Annotated in this window: 16 protein-coding genes, 2 tRNA genes and 1 riboswitch; of the genes, 6 read left to right on the forward strand and 12 right to left on the reverse strand. The window is 61.5% G+C overall.

Annotation, left to right across the window (positions count from 1 at the left end):
• Positions 1-15: 15 nt before the first annotated feature.
• Complete coding sequence (locus CMI59_RS06380) at positions 16-1,473, reverse strand: amidase (RefSeq protein ID WP_293326260.1); 1,458 nt, start codon at positions 1,471-1,473, stop codon at positions 16-18.
• A 259-nt stretch (positions 1,474-1,732) separates the two neighbouring features.
• Here CMI59_RS06380 and CMI59_RS06385 point away from each other — a divergent pair, with 259 nt between their 5' ends.
• A complete protein-coding gene (locus tag CMI59_RS06385; RefSeq protein ID WP_293326263.1) occupies positions 1,733-3,373 on the forward strand; it encodes a 3-(methylthio)propionyl-CoA ligase in 1,641 nt (546 codons plus the stop codon).
• A gap of 93 nt (positions 3,374-3,466) precedes the next feature.
• Positions 3,467-4,216 carry a DUF1499 domain-containing protein gene (locus CMI59_RS06390; RefSeq protein WP_293326265.1) on the forward strand — a complete coding sequence of 250 codons (750 nt, stop codon included), beginning with the start codon at positions 3,467-3,469 and terminating at the stop codon, positions 4,214-4,216.
• Between the two features lie 17 nt (positions 4,217-4,233).
• Here the strand turns inward: CMI59_RS06390 and CMI59_RS06395 are convergent, their stop codons facing one another.
• The 7 genes from CMI59_RS06395 to CMI59_RS06425 form a co-directional block, all read right to left on the reverse strand.
• Positions 4,234-5,133 (reverse strand): MBL fold metallo-hydrolase, encoded by a 900-nt coding sequence (locus CMI59_RS06395; RefSeq protein WP_293326268.1) that lies wholly within the window; start codon positions 5,131-5,133, stop codon positions 4,234-4,236.
• Positions 5,134-5,203: 70 nt separating this feature from the next.
• Positions 5,204-6,763 (reverse strand): DHA2 family efflux MFS transporter permease subunit, encoded by a 1,560-nt coding sequence (locus CMI59_RS06400; protein WP_293326271.1) that lies wholly within the window; start codon positions 6,761-6,763, stop codon positions 5,204-5,206.
• Positions 6,760-7,836, reverse strand: a complete 1,077-nt coding sequence (locus CMI59_RS06405) for an HlyD family secretion protein (RefSeq protein WP_293326274.1) — start codon at positions 7,834-7,836, stop codon at positions 6,760-6,762. The genes CMI59_RS06400 and CMI59_RS06405 overlap by 4 nt, the downstream gene beginning before the upstream one ends.
• A gap of 19 nt (positions 7,837-7,855) precedes the next feature.
• On the reverse strand, positions 7,856-8,359 hold the full coding sequence (locus CMI59_RS06410; protein ID WP_293326277.1) for a MarR family transcriptional regulator: 504 nt from the start codon (positions 8,357-8,359) through the stop codon (positions 7,856-7,858).
• Positions 8,360-8,494: 135 nt separating this feature from the next.
• Positions 8,495-8,713, reverse strand: coding sequence for a hypothetical protein (locus CMI59_RS06415; RefSeq protein ID WP_293326280.1), 219 nt, complete (start codon positions 8,711-8,713; stop codon positions 8,495-8,497).
• Between the two features lie 183 nt (positions 8,714-8,896).
• On the reverse strand, positions 8,897-10,444 hold the full coding sequence (locus CMI59_RS06420) for an acyl-CoA synthetase (RefSeq protein WP_293326283.1): 1,548 nt from the start codon (positions 10,442-10,444) through the stop codon (positions 8,897-8,899).
• A gap of 82 nt (positions 10,445-10,526) precedes the next feature.
• Positions 10,527-11,753, reverse strand: a complete 1,227-nt coding sequence (locus CMI59_RS06425) for an aspartate aminotransferase family protein (RefSeq protein WP_293326285.1) — start codon at positions 11,751-11,753, stop codon at positions 10,527-10,529.
• Positions 11,754-12,018: 265 nt separating this feature from the next.
• Between CMI59_RS06425 and CMI59_RS06430 the strand changes: the two genes are divergently transcribed.
• Together CMI59_RS06430 and CMI59_RS06435 are read left to right on the forward strand one after the other, a co-directional pair.
• Entirely contained in the window at positions 12,019-12,315 is a 297-nt protein-coding gene (locus CMI59_RS06430; RefSeq protein ID WP_293326287.1) for a hypothetical protein, read from the forward strand.
• Positions 12,316-12,388: 73 nt separating this feature from the next.
• Positions 12,389-13,234, forward strand: coding sequence for an enoyl-CoA hydratase (locus tag CMI59_RS06435; protein WP_293326289.1), 846 nt, complete (start codon positions 12,389-12,391; stop codon positions 13,232-13,234).
• A 70-nt stretch (positions 13,235-13,304) separates the two neighbouring features.
• On the opposite strand, the gene CMI59_RS06440 is transcribed toward CMI59_RS06435, so the two are convergent.
• The 4 genes from CMI59_RS06440 to CMI59_RS06455 form a co-directional block, all read right to left on the reverse strand.
• Positions 13,305-15,278, reverse strand: a complete 1,974-nt coding sequence (locus CMI59_RS06440; protein WP_293326292.1) for a TonB-dependent receptor — start codon at positions 15,276-15,278, stop codon at positions 13,305-13,307.
• Positions 15,279-15,483: 205 nt separating this feature from the next.
• A riboswitch (cobalamin riboswitch) is annotated at positions 15,484-15,724 on the reverse strand.
• A gap of 14 nt (positions 15,725-15,738) precedes the next feature.
• Positions 15,739-16,275: a GNAT family N-acetyltransferase gene (locus CMI59_RS06445; RefSeq protein WP_293326295.1), complete on the reverse strand. Its 537-nt coding sequence runs from the start codon at positions 16,273-16,275 to the stop codon at positions 15,739-15,741.
• 29 nt (positions 16,276-16,304) lie between these two features.
• Positions 16,305-16,940: a glutathione S-transferase gene (locus CMI59_RS06450; RefSeq protein ID WP_293326297.1), complete on the reverse strand. Its 636-nt coding sequence runs from the start codon at positions 16,938-16,940 to the stop codon at positions 16,305-16,307.
• A 135-nt stretch (positions 16,941-17,075) separates the two neighbouring features.
• Positions 17,076-17,152: transfer RNA gene (locus CMI59_RS06455), tRNA-Pro, on the reverse strand.
• A gap of 134 nt (positions 17,153-17,286) precedes the next feature.
• On the opposite strand from CMI59_RS06455, the gene CMI59_RS06460 reads away from it, so the two are divergent.
• Both CMI59_RS06460 and CMI59_RS06465 read left to right on the forward strand, forming a co-directional pair.
• A tRNA-Gln gene (locus CMI59_RS06460) sits at positions 17,287-17,361 on the forward strand.
• A 288-nt stretch (positions 17,362-17,649) separates the two neighbouring features.
• Positions 17,650-17,820: a hemin uptake protein HemP gene (locus CMI59_RS06465; RefSeq protein ID WP_293326300.1), complete on the forward strand. Its 171-nt coding sequence runs from the start codon at positions 17,650-17,652 to the stop codon at positions 17,818-17,820.
• Positions 17,821-17,914 lie beyond the last annotated feature (94 nt).

Here is a 17,914-nt window from a genome sequence, read left to right on the forward strand (position 1 = left end):
ACGACGACAGAGTGCTTACCACCCCGGCGGGGCTCTGAACCCGCCGAGGATTTCCTCCAGCATGCCGGCGACCGCGATGGGGGTCTTGTCTTCCAGATGCGGGCCGACGATCTGGATGCCTGCCGGAAGACCTTCCGACGTAATGCCCACAGGGGCGACGCTGGCGGGGAGATAGGAAACAACTGCCGGGCCCGCCCAGAGCAGCACGTCGATATATTCCCGCTCGATGCCGTTCACCGTCAGCTTGCGCTTCGACCAGTCGGACTGCTGGTCGTGCTTGAAAGCGGTGCGCATCAGCACAGGCGACAGCACCACATCGTAATCCTTGAAGAACGCGGCCCATTTGTGCCGGAGCTGCGCCTGACGCTCTTTCCACTGCATGCGTTCGGCGACGGTCATCGTGCCGCCGCGCGCCTGGAGAATGGCGTGGGACTTGTCGTCGGGCGATGCGGCTTCCTTCATCTGACGCCAGCGCTCCTTGACCTTGTCCGGCATGCCGGCGCCGGTCTGGGAGTGGAGAAGCATGAGATAGACCTCGGTGCTCTCGGCAAAGGAGAAGGCAGGCCGGGCTTTCCAGTCCACCTTCGCGCCCGCATCCGCCAGCGCATGGGCCGCCTGCTTCAGAAGGGCGGCCATTTCCCGGTCGACGTCGCAGAAGGGCTCGTCGATCCAGACAGCGACGCGCAGCTCCTTCGGGCTTTTCGCACGGGCGGGCGGCAGGTCGAGCTTCCAGCCTGGTGTGTTGGTCCAGTTCGGCCCCGCCGCGATATCGAGCAGCATCTGCAGATCTTCCGCGCTGCGGGCAAGCGGCCCGGCGACGGAAAGATCGCCCTCCGAAAGCCAGCCGGGCGGCGGGCCGAGATGGCCGCGCTTGGGCACGATGCCATAAGTCGGCTTGTGGCCGAAAACGCCGCAGAGATGCGCGGGCGTGCGGATGGAGCCGCCAATATCGGAGCCGAACTCGGCCGAGGTGAAGCCCGCAGCAAGCGAGGCCGCCGACCCGCCGGACGAGCCGCCGGGGCCGCATTCCAGGTTCCACGGATTGTTCGTCGTGCCGTAAATGTCGTTGTAGCTCTGCAGGTCCGCCGACATGAAAGGCACATTGGTCTTGCCCATCACGATGGCGCCCGCATCCTGAAGCCGCTGGATCGGGTCGGCGCTCGTCGCGGGGACATTGTCTTTCCAGTCCGGCACGCCGCCGGTGGAGACCATGCCCTTTACCTCATAGGCATCCTTGATGGTGAAGGGGAGGCCGTGAAGCGGGCCCTTGTCCTCGCCCTTCGCCAAAGCCTCATCCGCGTCCTTCGCCGCTGTGCGGGCGCCGTCGAAGTCGCTCGCTACCACCGCGTTGATCTTTGGATTGTGCTCTTCGATGCGCGAAATGTAGTGATCGGTCAGTTCCGCCGAGCTGATCTCGCGAGCGCGCAGCATCCGGCCAAGATCGGATGCGGAGCGGAAATGAAGCTCCTCCATGGAATTCCCCTTTTAGTATTGATTGCTTTGACCGCATTAGACGGTGTCGGGCACGGCCAAGGCAAGTGAAAGCGGGGCAGGAGAAAATCCCAGCGTCGGCCGGGGTTTTTAGAGCGGTGGCGAAGGGGAAATTATTGTGACATGGCGCCTTTCCCACTAGACTTCGCCCAAATGAAAAATCCGGTCATTCCCTAGGGAAAAGATCGGCGGAGCAAGCCGGCTCGAGGGCCGGTTCACGGGGATTGAGAGAGGAACATCCATGAAGGGCTTGATGCAGGACTGGCCGCTGCGCGTGACGACCATTATCGATCATGCTGCGCGGTTCCATGGCGACCGGGAAGTCGTGACGCGCACCATCGAGGGGCCGATCGCACGGACCACCTATTCCGAAATTCACCTGCGCGCGCGCAAGGCCGCACAGGCGCTGCAAAAGCTCGGCATCGAAAAGGGCGACGTGGTGGCGACCATGGCCTGGAACACGGCCCGCCATCTGGAAGCCTGGTACGGCATCATGGGCCTCGGCGCCGTCTGCCATACACTGAACCCGCGCCTTTTTGCCGAACAGCTCATCTACATCATCAATCACGCCGAGGATAAGGTCATCTTCCTCGACCTCACCTTCGTGCCGATCCTGGAAGGCATCAAGGACGAGCTGCCCAAGGTGAAGGCCTATGTGGTGATGACGGACCGGGCGCATATGCCCGAGACGAGCCTGCCCAATGCGCTTTGCTACGAGGAGATCGTCGAGGCGGAGAACGGCGAGTTCAAATGGGCCGAAGGCGACGAAAACGATGCCTGCGGCCTCTGCTACACCTCCGGTACGACGGGCAACCCGAAGGGCGTTCTCTATTCGCACCGCTCCAACGTGCTGCATGCGCTGGCCGTGAATATGGGCGATGCGCTCGGCATGAAGTCGACGGATGCGATGCTGCCGGTGGTGCCGATGTTCCACGCCAATGCCTGGGGCATCTCCTTCGCCGCGCCGGCGGTGGGCGCAAAGCTGGTCATGCCCGGCGCCAACATGGACGGCGAAAGCATCTATGAACTGCTGAGCACCGAAAATGTGACGGCGACGGCGGCGGTGCCGACAGTCTGGCTGATGCTTCTCCAGCACCTGCAGAAGAACAAGCTCGAACTGCCGCATCTCGAACGCGTGGTGATCGGCGGTTCCGCCGCGCCGCGGTCGATGATCGAGGTGTTCGAGAAGGATTACGACGTACAGGTGTTCCACGCCTGGGGCATGACGGAAATGTCGCCCATGGGCACGCTGGGCAGCCTGAAGGCGGGCATGGAAGACTGGCCGCTCGACAAGCAGATCGATGTGAAGGTCAAGCAGGGCCGCGCCATCTACACGGTGGAAATGAAGATCACCGACGATGACGGCAATGAACTGCCCTGCGACGGCGAAGCGTTCGGCCATCTGATGGTGCGCGGACCGGCCATTGCCGGCGCCTATCTGAAGGGCGAGGGCGGCAACATTCTGGATGAGGATGGCTGGTTCGATACCGGCGACGTCGCCACCATCGACGAGTCCGGTTACATGCAGATCACCGACCGGGCCAAGGACGTGATCAAGTCGGGTGGCGAGTGGATTTCGTCGATCGAACTTGAAAACCTCGCCGTCGGCCATCCCAAGGTTGCCGAAGCCGCGGTCATCGGGATCGCGCATCCCAAATGGGATGAGCGCCCGCTGCTTATCATCGTGAAAAACGAAGGCGAGGACGTCAGCAAGGAAGACATCCTCGACTACATGGAAGGCAAGATCGCCAAATGGTGGATGCCGGACGATGTGGCCTTCGTCGATGAAATTCCGCATACGGCAACCGGCAAGATCCAGAAGCTCGAACTTCGCAAGATGTTCAAGGATTATACGCTGCCCACCGCGCAGGCCGCCGAATAGAAAGGCGCGCCGGGCAGGGCAACGCCGGTCACATCGCAGGATAGCGCGGCGGACGGATCCGCCGCGTCTCCATCAGACGGAAAGGCATCGGGTATGGCGGCGCGTTCGGCAACGGCGGCCTGGGGACTTCGGTTAGGCGTTCTCGGGCTCGTTCTTCTGGCAGCGGGCGTGGCGGTAAGCCGCCTGGCCCCGGCTTCATTCCAGATTGCGCTGGGCGCCGTCGCACTCGGTGCGCTGGTGGGCGTTCTGGCGATACTGGTTTCGGCTGCCGGCCTGCTGGTGGCTCTCGTCTCCGGACGCAAGGGCGCGCGCAAGGCGATTATAGGCCTCGTGCTCGGGCTCGGCCTTGCCGCACCCGTTGCGCAAGCCGTGATCGTGGGGTCCCAGGTGCCGCGCATTCACGACATCACGACCGACCTTGCCAACCCGCCGCAATTCGTGGCGCTGGCGGGCAATCGCGGCGATTATGCCAACCCGCTCGACCGGACATTGCCTGCCGATCTCGGGGCGTTGCAGGAGAAAGCCTATCCCGACATCCAGACGGTAGCGATCAACCTGGCCCCGGCCCGAGTGTTCGAGGCCGCACTGGCCACCGCCCGCGATATGGGCTGGGAGATCGTGGAGACCGATCCCGAAGCCGGGCGCATCGAGGCAACGGCGACGACGCTTGTCATGCAGTTCCGCGACGATGTGTCGATCCGCATTACCCCGACGCCGGGGGGCGGCAGCGCGGTCGATATGCGCTCCGTCTCACGTGTGGGCGAGAGCGATCTTGGTGCCAATGCCAACCGCATTCGCACCTTCATGGTGGCGCTGAAGCAGAAGCTCGGCTTCCAGGAATAAGCGAATGCCGGCCGTCGTCAGGCGAGCGAATAGCTGCTCGACAGCTTCGGCTCGCCCTCGCAGGTGACGCGGCCGGTTTCCACCAGATGTTCCACATGCGCAAAGACCGAGCGCGCGGCGGCCGGGTGAAGGCGCTTGTCCACCGCCGCATACATGACCGGCACCATCTCTGCGATGGTGTGGCGTCCTGCTTCAAGCTGCTCGACGATCTGCTTCTCGCGGTCTTCGCGATGGGCGATGAAGGCACGCACGAAGGGTTTGGGGTCGGTAATGGCGGGACCATGCGTCGGCCAGTAGACCTCGTCGTCGCGCTCCAGCAGCAGCTTCAATGAGTCCATATACTGCTTCATGTTACCGTCGGGCGGGCTGACGACGCTGGTGGACCAGCCCATGACGTGATCGCCTGAGAAGAGAACCTTTTCCTCCTGCAGGGCGAAGCACATATGGTTGGAGGTGTGGCCGGGCGTATGCAAGCATTCGACGGTCCAGCCATCACCCTCGATGATGTCGCCATGCGAGACGGTCACGTCGGGCACGAAATCCATATCGCCGTCTTCTTCCACCTTCACTTCCGCGCCGCCGCCGGATCCGTGCGGTCCGAACGCATAGGTTTCGGCCCCGGTGAGTTTTTTCAGCGGCGCCGCGGCGGGCGAATGATCCGTATGCGTATGGGTGATGAGGATATGGGTGACGGTCTCGCCTTCGAGCGCCTTCATCAGCGCATCGATATGCTCTTCAACCAGTGGCCCGGGATCGACCACCGCGACATTGCCCCGGCCGATGATATAGGTGCCTGTCCCCAGAAAGGTGAAGGCGGAGGGGTTGCGCGCGACGACGCGACGGATCAGCGGCGATAGCTCGTCGCATTCGCCATAGTCGAAGGTGATGTCGCGCACGAATGGTATCTGAACGGCCAAGATGTCCTCCCTTTTCACCGAACATGGCGTCTGCGCGGCCCCGGCGCAAGATGCATCTGCCTGCCGGATGTCAGTGCATGACCTCCGCCATTTCGCTTTCCTGTTCGGCCACCTCGTCGCCATCATGCGGCTTGGTGCGCAGGAAAACGAGCAAGGGGAGAGCGAGCAGCGTCATATACATCATCATCCGGAAGTCGTTCAGATAGGCGATCGTCGCCGCCTGCCGCGTCACCTCCCCATTGACCATGGCGAGGGATTCCGGCGTGGTGAGGCTCCAGAGCGGGTTCGTCGTATCCCGTATCGCCGGATTGAGCGGCGACACATGGGCTGCGAGTTCCGCATGGTTGTATTGCGTCATATAGGCGATGAAGGTTTCGGAAATCGAGATGCCGACACTGGACCCGACATTCCGCAAAAGGCTGAAGAAACTCGTACCTTCCGTTCGCAGGTCGGGGGCCAGGGTGGCAAAGGTGATCGTCGTCAACGGTGCGAAGATGAAGCCGAGGCCGAAGCCCTGAACGATACCCGTTTCGATGATCGTCCACTGATTGACCTCGAGATTGAACTGAGCCATTTCCCACAGCGAGAGGCTTGCCAGGGAAAGCCCGAAGGCGATCATCAGCCGCATATCGACCTTGCTGGCGATACGCCCGGCAATAAGCATGGCGAGCATGGTGCCAGCGCCGCGCGGCGCGAGCACGAGACCGGCCAGCGTCACCGGGTATCCCATCAGCGTTTCGAGGAAGGGCGGCAGCAGCGCCATCGTCGCATAGAGGATCATGCCGACGATGAAAATGATGACGAGACCGATGGCAAGGTTCCGGTCCTTGAAGATGCGCAACTCCACGAACGGGTTTTTGACGGTCGCCGCGTGGTAGACGAAGAGATAGAACCCCACCACGGCAAAGGTCGCCTCCAGAACGATTTCCGTGGAGGAAAACCAGTCCTGATGATTGCCGCGGTCGAGCATGATCTGCATCGCGCCGATGCCGAGACTGAGAAAGGCGAATCCGAACCAGTCGAAGCGCCGTGTACGGTCGAGATTGGTGGTGGGAACGCTTGCCAGAATGCCGATCAGCGCGGCAATGCCGAAGGGGACATTGATGTAGAAGACCCAGCGCCAGTTATAGACGTCGGTCAGGTAGCCCCCCAGAGCGGGGCCGACAATGGGCCCGACCATGACGCCCACGCCCCACATCGCCATGGCGGAGGCGCGCTGTTCGAAAGGATAGATGTCGAGCAGGATCGACTGGGCAAGCGGGACGAAGGCGGCTCCCGAAAGCCCCTGCAGGACGCGAAACAGCACCATTTCCTCGAGCGACGTGGCGGCGCCGCACAGCATGGAGGATAGGGTGAAGCCGATCACCGCGCCTGCCAGCAGGTTCTTGCGGCCGAAGCGCCCGGCAAGCCAGCCGGTCGCGGGCGTGGCGATGGCGGCCGCCACGATATAGGAGGTCAGCACCCAGGCCGTCTGTTCCTGGGTGGAAGAAAAGGAGCCCTGCATATGGGGCAGCGCCACATTGGCAATCGTGGAGTCGAGCGTCTGCATGATCGTGGCGACCATGATCGAGCCCGTCACGACCTTGCGCTGCATCCCGTCCAATGCGAGAGGGGCGTCCTGCTCGCTCATAGATGCTGTCCGTTCGCTTTGCCGGAGGCGGTGTCGATCTCGACCTCGCAGCTCATGCCCGCACGGATCGGCGGGTCGTTCTTCTCATGCTCGATTTCGATGCGTACCGGGATGCGCTGCACGACTTTCACCCAGTTGCCGGTCGCATTCTGCGCGGGCAGGACCGAAAATTCCGATCCGGTGCCCTGTGCGATGGACGCGACATGGCCGTGCCATTTGCGGTTGGGATAGGTGTCGATGGTTACGGTGGCATCCTGTCCGGGACGGACGCCGGTGAGCTGCGTTTCCTTGAAATTCGCTTCGACCCAGACATCGGACGTGGATATCAGCGAGACGACCGGCGCGCCTTGCGCAACCGCATCGCCGACCTGCGGCTTCTTGCCGAGAATGCCGGCAAAAGGCGCGTGCACCGTGGTGCGTTCCAGATTGAGGGCCGCATTGTCGCGCGCCGCTTTGGCCGACTGATAGGCGGAATGTTCTTCGACCGGCGCGTCGGGCGCACCGTCGAGGCTCGCGACAATCTCGCCCATGCTGGCGGCAAGCACCTTGGCCAGATGGCGCGCCGTGTCGAGATTGTGCCTGGCCTCGTCGAGCTTCTGCTGGCTGGCATAATCATGCCGCGCCAGTTTGAGCTGGCGGTCGAACTCGCGCTGGTAGTATTCCGCGCTGCTCTTGGCGAGGTCCATCTGCTCCAGCGTCATGCGATAGCGCGCCTGCTGGCCTTTCACCGTTGCGGCGGCCTGTTTGAGCTGCGAATCCGCCTCCTGAAGCGCGATGCGGTAGTTTTTCGGATCGATCTGGAAAAGCGGGGCGTCCTTTTCGACCTGCTGGTTCTCATGCACATAGACCTGCGTGATCTTGCCCGATACTTCCGGGCTGACCGCCACCATGTCCGCCTTCACATAGGCATTGTCCGTGCTCACATAGCGGCCCGACAGAAAATAGATCGCCGCGCCGACAATAAGGACGAGGGCAGGCAGTCCGAGGAAGAGGGCCATGCGCATGCGGCGGGGGGCAATGGAACGCAACCAGCCTGGCCGGGTCTCGCCCGCGCCACTTGTACTATCCGACATTGTTTTTGCCTTTGGTGGTTCAGGATTCGTGACGCTGTCCAAGGGTCAGCGCGTCTTCATCCGGGGCCTGGGTACTCGGATGGCGCGGCGTTTCCTGGGCGAGATTGGCGCGGATACGGACAAGGGCGCTCATCAGCTGAGCGGCTTCCTCGTCGGTAAAGCTGCGGAAGGCGATCTGATAGACCTCTTCGGAGGTTTCCCACATCTGGTCGATGCTCGGCATCGCCTTTTCGGTGAGATAGAGCTTTTGGGCGCGGCGGTCGGTGGGATCCTGGCGGCGCTCGACCAGCTCCAGTTCCGCGAGCTTGTCCACGAGCCGTGCCACCGTGATCGGCTGCACTTCCAGAAGTTGCGAAAGACCGACCTGGTTGATCCCCTGATGCCGGGAGATGTAGGCAAGCGCGCGCCACTGGGCCTGCGTCATGGAACCCGGATTATGCCGGTCAGTGAAAATACGCCGGATCAGGCTGGTGCATTCACTGAGCAGAAAACCAAGGGTGCGATGCGGATTGGGGCTGTCCATAGGTGAACTTTGCTATCTCTGTTATCGAGTGCAGGAGATATAATATATGTAGCTTATTATTGGCAGTAAAAAAATCGCGAGGCCGGTTTGAAGGGCCTCGCGACATGATCGGTGGACGAGCTGCGTTCAGGCTGCTCAGAAGTTGCTAAGTACCTGAACGACAATGGCAATCGCATAAAGCGACAGGATGGCATAGCCCGCGGCGATCACAGCCTGATCGACTTTGATGCCGGCCTTGTCGCGGGCGATCTGCTTGCCGGAATCGAGCGCCTGCTGAGCCTTGACGGCGATGTCATGGCCCACAGAGCCCATCCGGGAAGCGGCCTGGTTGGCGATTTCTTGAGCGGTAGACATTCTGAACCTCTTGGATCGAACGGTTGGCGTAGCCTGTCCTGCAGGTTTCCGTCGGGTGGCCTCAGGGCGATTCGCCATTGGCCTTGTTCGAGCCAAAGATATGTTGCAATGCACAAACTGACAAGATATCAGCGCAAATATTTTTGCAATGCAACATGAGGCTGAATGTCGCAGAAATCGGCGCTAAATCTGCCGCCCGGCGGCCTCCCAATAAGGTTCGCGCAGCTTGCGCTTGAATATTTTCCCGGAATCCTCGCGCGGGAGCTCGGTTTTGAACTCCACGGTGCGCGGCACCTTGAAGCCCGCCACGCGCTCACGCAGGAAGGCCCGCACATCGTCCTCGCCGATGTCGGCGCCCGTCCGGCGCTGAACGACGGCGCAAAGCGCTTCGCCGAATTCCTCGTTGGGAATGCCGAAGACGGCGCAGTCCTCCACCCCCGGCATTTTGTGAAGCTCGGCCTCGATCTCCGCGGGATAGATGTTCACGCCGCCCGAAATCACCATGTCCTTGGCGCGGTCGCAGAGATAGAGAAAGCCGTCATCGTCCAGATAGCCGATATCGCCCAGCGCGATCAGGCCGCTCTTCTCCGAGCGCCGCCGCTTCTCGTCGTCGCCGTGATAGGTGAAATCGGGGATGGTGTGCATGCGGCAGACGATTTCGCCGGTCGCGCCCTGTGACAGCTCCTTGCCGTCATCGTCCAGCACACGAATGTCGGCGCCATTGAATGCCTTGCCGACCGTACCGGGATGCGCGAGCCATTCTTCGGAGTCGCAAAAGACGACGGCGCCCGTTTCCGTCCCGCCGTAATATTCGTAGATCACCGGCCCCCACCATTCGATCATGGCCTGTTTGACATGGACGGGGCAGGGGGCGGCCGCATGCACCACGAAACGCAGCGAGGAAAGGTCGTATTTCGCTTTCACCTCGTCGGGCAGTTTCAGCAGGCGGACGAACATGGTCGGCACCATGTGGAGATGGGTGACGCGCTCGCGCTCGATCATCTGCAAAAGCTCTTCCGAGTCGAAGCGCGGTTGAAGGATGATGTTGGCGCCATAGCGCAGCGCGAAAAGCCCATAGGCGTTGGGCGCGGAGTGATACATCGGCCCGGTCACCACGGTCACCGACGCTTCGGGCGAGGCGACATTGGCATTGAACCCCATCACCTTGCCGACGATTTCCTGCCAGACGACAGCCTCCTCGGCGGTGGGCGGATTGCGCCGAACGCCCTTGGGATGGCCGGTCGTGCCGGAGGTGTAGATCATCGAGCCGGGCGGCTCGTCCGGCGGCGCGGCGACGGGATCGAAGCCTTCAAGCCAGGCGCCCCATTCGGTCGTCCCCTCGGGAAGCGAACCTTGCGCCGGATCGAGACCGTAGGCGGCGCAGATTTCAGGCGGGGTCTCGACGACGAAGACCGGCACGTCCGCCGGCAGTGCGCTTTCGATACCGCGATAGAGATCGGCATGGATCACGATCGCCTTGGCGCCGGAGTTGGAAAAGATGTAGCGCGCTTCCTCCGGCGTGTAGTGCCAGTTCACCGGCGTGTTGTACGCGCCGCAAAGCCCTGCTGCGACGGAGGCTTCGAAGAAGGGAAAGTCGTTTCTGAGATAGACGGCGACGACATCGCCCTTGCCGATGCCGAGGCTTTTGAAACCGCTTGCTGCGCGCGCGGCCCGTTCCTGAACGGACGCCACCTCCACGGCCCGTGAGCCGGATCTTAACTTCGTGCCCATCGTCTCCTCCCAAAGTTCGACGGTTATGTCTTTGGGAGGAGTGTAGCAGGCGGAAGAATGCCGAAAAGGGGGTGCCGCAGGGTCAGCTGTAGCGGGCTTCGCGCTTTTCTCCCTTATTGCCGGATTTTACCTCGCCAAGCGCCCATTCGATGTCGGCGAGATAAGTGTCGGCCACCTGCGCATGGAAAGGCGAGAGCATCAGGTGAAGGCCTTTCGGCTCCGTCGACACGGAGGTGAACCAGCCACGCTCGAACATCTTGCCCCAGACGGCCATGGGGTCGACCTCGTCATGGCCGAAGGCGACGATGCCGAGTTGCGGCGCGCCGAGGATATGAAAGCCGAGCTTTTTGACGCCCGCCTCGATTTTCTCGCGCGCATCGGTGACGAGCTTGTGCTTGGCGCGATAGCCCTCGACGCCGAGGAAATTCATCACCGCCCAAGCCGCCGAGATGGCGCCGCCCGGCCGGGTGCCGGCAAGCGTCGGCGTGACCATGCGTCCGCCCGGCCAGTTGTCGCAATCGAAAATCATGTAGGACCGCAGCTCGTCGGAGCGATACAGGACAGTCGAGGCCCCCTTGGCGCAATAGCCGTATTTATGCAGATCGGCGGACATGGATTTGACGCCCGGCACTTCAAAGTCGAACGGAGGAATATCACCGCCATTCATCCGCACGAAAGGCGCGATATAGCCACCGACACAGGCATCGACATGCAGCCAGACATCCTTCTCCTCGGCAAGCTTGCCGAGCGCCTCGATCGGATCGATGAGGCCGTAGGGAAAACAGGGGGCCGACCCGACCAGCATGATCGTGTTGCCGTCGATGGCCTCGGCCATCGCCGCCACATCGGCCTTGAGGTCGTCGCCAACGGGCACACGGCGGATTTCCAGTTCCATCATCTTGGCCGCCTTGTCGAAGGCGGGATGCGCCGACCATGGCGCAACGATATTGCAGGTGCCCTTGATGCCCTTGACCTGCCGTCCGAAATCCCGCGCGGCCTTGACCGCCATGTTGATGCTGTCGGTGCCGCCCGACGTGATGTTGCCGGCAGCGCCCTCTGGGCCGTGCAGCAGGCCGAGGCCCATGGAGATGACCTCGTCCTCCATCTGCTTCAGGCTGGGAAAGGCGAGGGGGCCGAGGCCGTTCTCGGACATGTACATGGTGTAGGCCTCTTTCTGGACCTGCGACACGTCTTCACCGGCGTTGAACACATAGACAGCGGTCTTGCCCTCGCGCCATTTCACGTCGTTCTTGCCGCGTTCCAGCATTTCCTGGCTCAGCACGTCCCAGGCGGTTCCATGTTCGGGCATTCCCATGTCCCAGTTCCCCTTTGTCTTGGCTCTTGTTGCCGCCGATTATGAGGGGTGCCTGAAGGTGCGGCAAGAAAAGCGTGAATAGGATTCACATTCCTGCATGGCCATGGGACGGCTTTTTCTCCGAAAGGCCACTTGTCCGCCTGCCTTTCGCCCCGATTGGCGGTCATCAAGGGCGGTATCCGCGCCGCAGAATGGGTATGCGCGACGGAAATCACATTTCAGGCCGTATCGGAAACGGTCGATCGAAAAGCTTCGGGGTATGGCGATGAAAGCGCTGCTCGGCAAGTCCACCATTTCCATCATGGCCGGTCTGTTTCTGTTGCTGGCCGCCGCAAGTGCCGCAAAGGCCGATACGCATGCACAGATCCGCCAGACCTGCCGGGCGGATATCGAGCAATATTGCCGGTCCGCCATCGGCGGCGGGAAAGAGAAGATGCGCAGCTGCATTCGCGAAAATGCTCCGCGTTTCTCCCGGCCTTGCCGCGATGCGCTGCGGGCCGCCTGGTCGGCGCGTGCCGCACAACAGGCAAGGGACACGGCGCAGGATGCCGAGTAATCCGCCCCATCGCGGCTTCATATCTCGCGCGCTATAGTTCCCCTCACAAGAATGACATGAGGGAGGAACGACGATGGCTACCTATGAGGACGTCCTCTATGAGGTGAGGGACGGTGTGGCGGTGGTCACGCTCAACCGGCCGGACAAGCTGAATGCCTGGACCGGCGCCATGGAGAAGAGCGTGAAGGCTGCCATGGCCGAAGCCAGCGCGGATAAGAAAGTCCGCGTGATCGTGCTGACCGGGGCCGGGCGCGGTTTTTGCGCCGGTGCCGATATGGATCTTCTCCAGAAGATCGAAGCGGCGGGCGGCGAAAAGCGCGAGCAATCCGACGGTAAAGACGCAGAGGCCGCGTTCAAGGCCGCCGTGGGCCCCGATCTCGAGGGCGCCTATGGCGGTCGCTTCGGCTTTCTGATGGAGGTGCCCAAGCCCGTTATCGCCGCGATCAACGGGCCTGCCGCCGGGCTCGGTCTCGTCGTCGCGCTTTATGCCGATATGCGCTTTGCCGCGGCGGATGCGAAATTCACCACAGCCTTTGCGAGCCGTGGGCTCGTCGCCGAACATGGCGTTTCATGGCTGTTGCCGCATCTGGTGGGGCCTGCGCATGCGATGGACCTTCTGATGTCGGCGCGCAAATTCGACGGGCGCGAGGCCGAACGCATCGGTCTCGTCAATCGCAGCTTCGACGCCCAGCATTTCATGGACAATGTGATGGACTATGCCCGCACACTCGCGACGAGCGTGTCGCCGCGGTCCATGACGGTGATGAAGCGGCAGGTCTGGAAAGCGATGTTCCAGGATTTCAATACCGCGCTCGCCATCGGCGACGATGAAATGCAGAAGAGCTTCGCCAGCGAGGACTTCAAGGAAGGCGTCGCGCATTTCGTGGAAAAGCGCGCGGCGAATTTCACAGGCCGCTGAATCCCGGACAGAAAGAAAAATGCCCGCCCCAACAAGGGGCGGGCATAGTCGTGTTTGGGGCGACGTGCCGTCAGAAGGAAACGGTCACGCCTGCCAGCGCTTCGATGCCCGGGGCCTGGAAGCCGTGCGCGGGCTCGTATTTCTGGTCCAGCAGATTGTTCACCCGCGCGGTCAGCGTCACATGATCGCTCAGCTTCTGCGATCCGGAGATGTTGACGATCGTGTAGGGCGCCGGATTGACGTAGAAACCGAAGCCGTCTCGCGGAATGTCGCGATAGGGATCGATCCACTGAATATCCGTCGCAAGCGATGTGCCCTCCATCGGTTGCCAATTGGCGGTCAGGCCGATCTTGTGACGCGGCCGCCGCGCAAAGGCCGACTGATAGCTGTCGGTCTTCAAAAGCGTGTAGGTGTAGTCGATCCGGGCCGACACGTTTTGCATCACGTCGAAACTGACGAATGCCTCGATCCCCTTGGCGGTAAAGCCGGGATCGTTTTGCGTCGTGGTGCCTGCCGAATTGGTCACGATCGGATCGTCGATCTGGGTCTGGAACCATGTGACGCCGGTCACAAGGGCATGATCGAAGAAGCCTTGCTCGATGCCCGTTTCCCAGCCGCGGCTCTTCTCGGGCTTCAGATTGGGGTTGCCCCGGAATACGCCGAAGCTGTTCGTTGAGAAACCATGGAGCTGATAGAGCGATGGCGTTTTGAAGCCTGTGCCATAGCTCGCCGTGAAGCGTGTATCGCTATCGGGCAGATAGTAGGCAGGCGCGATAGTGAAGGAGAAATGGTTGTCGTAGTCCACCGGCATGTCGTAGCGCAGATTGAGGTTCAGGAAGAGCTGATCGGCAAAGTTCAGATGCTCGCCCGCATAGACCGCAAACTGATCTCTGTCCGCTTTGCTTTGTTCATTGATCCGGTAGGTGGGACCGAAATCGCGGAAACCATGGGCTTCGTACTTTTCGTGCCGGTAGGTGGTGCCAAAGGAAAGCGTGTTCCAGTCAAGTAGATCATAGCTGTTGTCGAATGCGGCGTTGAGCGTTTCCGACGTAAAGGTCACGTCGTTGGAATAGATGGAGCCGCCTGCATCGGGCTGATCCTTGTTCTGGCCCTGCTGATGTAGATAACCGCCGGTCAGCGTCGGACGCCATTTGCCGCCGAAGAATTTTCCCGAGAGCTTGCCCGATATGAGCAGTTTTTGCTGGTCATAGGTGCTGTTCGGGTTGTCGTAGAAGGGTGTGAAGGAGGCGTTCGATCCGTCTTCATCCGTATCGACCGAGCTGTCGACGAACTGCGCGAAGATGGAGCCTTTCACATTTTCGCCGAAACGCTGGCCGATATTGCCTGAGATGGAGGTGGTCTCGTTGCCGTCCTTCTCCTCAGGCTGTGTGCCGCGTATGCGGGCAGGCGTGATGTCGGAGCCGTCGGTCCGTTCATGCGAGGCGGCAAAATAGTAGTTGGTCGAGCCGAAACCGCCGCTCACCGAGCCATTTGCATTCAGTGTGCCCAGCGTGCCGCCTTCGATGCTGGCGTGTGTGGACAATGCGCCTGTGCCGGATTTTGTGATGATGTTCATGACGCCGCCGATTGCCTGGCTGCCATAGACGCCGCTTTGCGGACCGCGCACCACTTCGATGCGCTCCACATCGCCAAGCGAGATATTGGAGATCGAAGCCGCGCCGCTGGGAGAAGACGGATCTTCTAGCGGTAGCCCGTTCATCATCACAAGCGTTTGGTTGGAATTTGATCCCCGCATGAAAATGGACGTCTGGGCGCCATGCGGACCGCTCTGCACCACATTGAGGCCCGGCACGGTTTTCAGCGCATCGGTGAGGCGGAGATATTGATGCTCCTCGATGTCTTTCGCGGTGATGATCGTGTAGCTCGAGGTGACTTCCTTGGTGGGAAGCGGTTCGAGATTGCCGGTAATCAGGATGCCGTCGGAAATCCTGTCCGTTTCGGCATGAGCGCTGGTGGCGAAAGCAGTCGCGGCACTGGCGGCGACGGCAAGAAAGGCGATAGATCGCCGGTCGAATTTCAACATGGGTGGACCCCCCGTAACATGATCGCGGCAGACCCCGGCCGCAGGAACCGGTGGAGAGCGCGTATTTACGGGAAGCGAGAGAGAGCCGCTTGTCGGAAAACGCGGCAGGCGGCAGGCTGTCGGGAAAGGGGCCCGGCGACGCGCATCGACCTGACGCGTCACCATAAGCGGAAATCACCGCCCCGTTGGCACACCCCGGCCACCGGCAGATGACGCGCTTTCTGGCAGGTCTCCTGGCTTACGGGTCGTCGGCGGCGTTTCGCCTTCCCGGCCGATCCTGAAAAAGGACCAATGGCCAGTGGCATGTCATGAAACGCAGCCTCACCGATCACAGTTGCGGGGGCAGCCTGGGAATTGACGTGCATAGGCACGCCGCACCCTGTTCCCTCTTGCCTCTTCCTTCCGCCTTTCGGCTTGCGTGAAGAACCATGAAAGCGAGCGGCACTATAGGGGCGTGGTTTTAGGTGTCAAATGAGGGAGAGGCCGTGGCAATCCACACAAGCCCTCGCCACATGCCGCCATTATGGGGTTCCTCATAATCGAGTGAGGGGACGCGGATGAGGCCGAGCCGTTCCATCACCGCCTGCGACCGGAGATTGTCGGGCGCGGTATAGGCCAATACCTTTGTCAGGCCGCAACGCGCAAAGCCGTCCGCAAGCGCGGCCGACGCGGCTTCCGTTGCATATCCGTGCCCCCATGCTTCGCGTTGCAAGCGCCAGCCGATCTCGGTGTGCGGACCGAGAGGATGTCCCGGGCGCGAGGGCATGATGCCCGCATAACCGAGAAAATTGCCCGCAAAGGTTTCAATCGCCCAGCGGGTGAAGCCATGTGTCTCGTAGGCCATGACATAGCGATCGAACTTTTCATCGCTCGAACGCCTGTCGATAGGGCCACCAAGATCATGCATGACCTCTGGATGAGCGTTAAGGGCGGCGAACGCGTCCCGATCCGGTTCGCGCCACTGCCGCAGTCTTGTCCGGGCTGTCTCGATCGGCATGACGGTACACGCTCATTTTGGGCCTACGGCTATGCCTTAGCGCTGGGCCTGGCCGAAACCGCCGCGTGCCAGCGCTTGAGGTCTTCATGCTCGGGCTTGGGTTCGTGCTTCACCCATTTGGCGAAATCCACGCAGACGAGCGCTGTGATGTCGGCAAGGGAGAAACTGTCGACGGCGATATAGTCCCGGCCTTTCAGGCGCTCGTTCAGGACGTCGAAGAAACGGGTGAGTCGTACAGACCCGCGCTCCGCGAGTTCAGGAATCTGCGCAAGATTAACGGGGCCGGGCAAGGCGCGGTCCGCCATGCCCTTGGAGGTGTTGCGCAGAACCTCGGCGATGGGCATCAAGCCTTCGAATTCGATCCGCGCATTCCAGCCCATCACCAGACCTTTTTCCTCCGGGGTGGTGCCCAGAAGCGCCGGCTCCGGCTTCACCGCTTCCGCCCAGGCCGCGATACCGAGATTTTCCGTGAGGATGGTGCCGCTTTCGAGCTTCAGCGCCGGGACGGTGCAGGCGGGATTGATCTTCTTGTACGCGTCGGAAAGCTGCTCGCCCTTGGTAAGGTCCACCTGCACGTTTTCATGCTCGATGCCCTTTTCGGCGAGCAGGATACGCGCGCGGCGCGGGCTCGGCGCGGCTGTGAAGTCGTAAAGGACGGGTTTCATGCTTTTCTCCCTGAAGGCCGCTTGTCTGCGCGGATTGCCATGGGCGACATGATCCACATCCCGGCTGGCGATGCAAAGACACATCTGCGCGAGGGAGCAGGCAATTTGCGGGCAAGGGAAGGGGAAAACAGAGAATGGTCGGAGTGAGAGGATTCGAACCTCCGACCCCCTCGTCCCGAACGAGGTGCGCTACCAGGCTGCGCTACACTCCGACGTTCTCTGGAGGCGGGTTTATATCGCCTGTACGCGTACGCCGCAAGGCCGGATTCCGTGCTTTTCCGGGGCTCGTCGCAAGCGCCGCCGCTTGCGCGAGCAAAGCCATGGGGCTATGTTCCGGCCCTCTTTTTGGGGCGTAGCCAAGCGGTAAGGCAACGGGTTTTGATCCCGTCATGCGCAGGTTCGAATCCTGCCGCCCCAGCCACTCCGGTTCCGTGCCGGGTCAGTTCCGGATCCGCATCGGGCCGCTCCGGCTAAATCATCCCAATCCGTCATGAAAATCAGCCGTCGCCGGGCTCCCTCGGCCGCGGTTTTCTGTATATGACGCAATGCTTTGAGAGCTGCCCGTTTCTGCGTTGCAGTCAAGTGTGCTCATCCGCTCAAGATGCTATTGCAAATGACTCGCAGTAACGATACAAGGTCCGCAGTTACGAAGTCGGGGCTTTAGCCCGTTTTCTGGATCCCGGGATCCAAGCGGATTGTGCAGGGGCGGATGAGTAAGACAGAAGGAGCAGGGCCGGTGGATCGGCAAGAGCGGACGGCAACGCCCGTCATCCGTTCGGAAACCCTGCTTTCGACGCGCAAGGAAGCTGTGATCGAGCATCGTGGCGAGCACTACCTCTTGCGTGAAACCTCGAAGGGCAAATTGATCCTGACCAAGTAGAAGACCGGGCGCCGCCTGTACTCCGGACGGCGCTTCATCAATCGACAGTATCTCGTCCGAGCCAGCCACTGCCGGTCGCGCCTGCCGCGACAGA

It is taken from the genome of Parvibaculum sp., from assembly GCF_002684405.1.
Lineage (GTDB): Bacteria > Pseudomonadota > Alphaproteobacteria > Parvibaculales > Parvibaculaceae > Parvibaculum.

Coding starts and splice junctions, on each gene's coding strand:
- CMI59_RS06390 (WP_293326265.1), top strand. CDS start 3,467: ATGGCGGCGCGTTCGGCAACGGCGGCCTGGGGACTTCGGTTAGGCGTT.
- CMI59_RS06445 (WP_293326295.1), bottom strand. CDS start 16,275: ATGCCGATCGAGACAGCCCGGACAAGACTGCGGCAGTGGCGCGAACCG.
- CMI59_RS06450 (WP_293326297.1), bottom strand. CDS start 16,940: ATGAAACCCGTCCTTTACGACTTCACAGCCGCGCCGAGCCCGCGCCGC.
- CMI59_RS06420 (WP_293326283.1), bottom strand. CDS start 10,444: ATGGGCACGAAGTTAAGATCCGGCTCACGGGCCGTGGAGGTGGCGTCC.
- CMI59_RS06410 (WP_293326277.1), bottom strand. CDS start 8,359: ATGGACAGCCCCAATCCGCATCGCACCCTTGGTTTTCTGCTCAGTGAA.
- CMI59_RS06380 (WP_293326260.1), bottom strand. CDS start 1,473: ATGGAGGAGCTTCATTTCCGCTCCGCATCCGATCTTGGCCGGATGCTG.
- CMI59_RS06385 (WP_293326263.1), top strand. CDS start 1,733: ATGAAGGGCTTGATGCAGGACTGGCCGCTGCGCGTGACGACCATTATC.
- CMI59_RS06425 (WP_293326285.1), bottom strand. CDS start 11,753: ATGCCCGAACATGGAACCGCCTGGGACGTGCTGAGCCAGGAAATGCTG.
- CMI59_RS06440 (WP_293326292.1), bottom strand. CDS start 15,278: ATGTTGAAATTCGACCGGCGATCTATCGCCTTTCTTGCCGTCGCCGCC.
- CMI59_RS06435 (WP_293326289.1), top strand. CDS start 12,389: ATGGCTACCTATGAGGACGTCCTCTATGAGGTGAGGGACGGTGTGGCG.
- CMI59_RS06405 (WP_293326274.1), bottom strand. CDS start 7,836: ATGTCGGATAGTACAAGTGGCGCGGGCGAGACCCGGCCAGGCTGGTTG.
- CMI59_RS06415 (WP_293326280.1), bottom strand. CDS start 8,713: ATGTCTACCGCTCAAGAAATCGCCAACCAGGCCGCTTCCCGGATGGGC.
- CMI59_RS06430 (WP_293326287.1), top strand. CDS start 12,019: ATGGCGATGAAAGCGCTGCTCGGCAAGTCCACCATTTCCATCATGGCC.
- CMI59_RS06465 (WP_293326300.1), top strand. CDS start 17,650: ATGAGTAAGACAGAAGGAGCAGGGCCGGTGGATCGGCAAGAGCGGACG.
- CMI59_RS06400 (WP_293326271.1), bottom strand. CDS start 6,763: ATGAGCGAGCAGGACGCCCCTCTCGCATTGGACGGGATGCAGCGCAAG.